The 1,065-nt window shown below is 73.8% G+C and carries 1 protein-coding gene; it reads left to right on the top strand.

Translation table 11 applies throughout. The features are described 5' to 3' along the window. Positions 1-345, top strand: a 345-nt coding sequence (locus ACFWE9_RS27060; protein ID WP_377359688.1) for a hypothetical protein, incomplete at its 5' end; no start/stop codon positions are given. Between the last annotated feature and the right edge of the window lie 720 nt (positions 346-1,065).

Here is a 1,065-nt window from a genome sequence, read left to right as displayed (position 1 = left end):
CGGAGGTCCTGCGTGGACGCTGCGCAGCTCGGCGCCGTCGGAGCCATCGCCGTCGGGCTCGCATCCGCGGTCGGCGCACTGATTGGGCAGCGGGGCGCGAATAGGGCCTCGCAGTCCGGCGCCGTCCTCGGCGGCTACTCGACACTCGTCGACAACCTGCAAGAGGAACGCGACAAGTTGCGCGACCGGCTCGTCGAAAACGAACGGCAGCTCGCCGCCGCCTACGCCGAACTCGCCAGCGAACGCGCCGACAAGACGGCACTACAGCGGCAGATCACCGAACTCAGCAGTGAGAACACGCGGCTGCGCGCACAGATCGTCGAGCTGGGAGGACACCCCACGTGAACACACGTCGCCACGCGAGGCCGCTCCACGTACAGCGATGGCGATTCCTCGCGGTCGCAGCCGTGCTACTCGTGCTGTCGGGTGCGGTAGTCCTCGTGTGGCTCCGCATCGACGCGGGAGACCGCCGGGCGGATGACCTCGCCGCAGAGGCGGACCTGCGCGGGGACGCCGTGGCCACGCTGGCGACGGATGTGCGGGTGCTGCGCTCGCAGATCAAAGCAGGCGGGGGGACGCCGGCCGCGCCGGACCCGTCGCGAGCGGTAGACGATCTGCCCGCACGCGCCCAGGTGCCTGTGCCGGTCCCTGGCCCGGCTGGGCCTCGCGGTCCGCAGGGCGAGCCGGGACGGCCGGGTGCGACGGGCCCTCCCGGCTCGCCAGGCTCGCCCGGTGCTGCGGGACCGTCCGGCGGGCAAGGCGAGCCCGGCGCTACAGTGACCGGTCCGGCAGGCCCGGCGGGGTCGGTAGGACCGGCAGGCCCAGCAGGCCCAGCAGGACCCGCAGGCCCGGCAGGACCGGCCGGCCCGCCCGGCAAGGACGGCCACGACGGCCACGACGGCCACGACGGCCACGACGGCAAGGACGGCCGGTCCGGGCAGACATGCCCCGACGGGTACAGCCTGCAGGCGCCGTCATGGGATGCCGACGCGCTCGTCTGCAGGCGGGACGGTGCCCCGCCGCCGAACCAGCCCGGCAACAACGGCAACGGCAACACCCCGGAGG

It is taken from the genome of Peribacillus sp. NPDC060253 (assembly GCF_042727425.1).
In the GTDB taxonomy this organism is placed as follows: domain Bacteria; phylum Bacillota; class Bacilli; order Bacillales; family DSM-1321; genus Peribacillus.
This window is presented reverse-complemented; position numbering and strand designations above follow the sequence as displayed.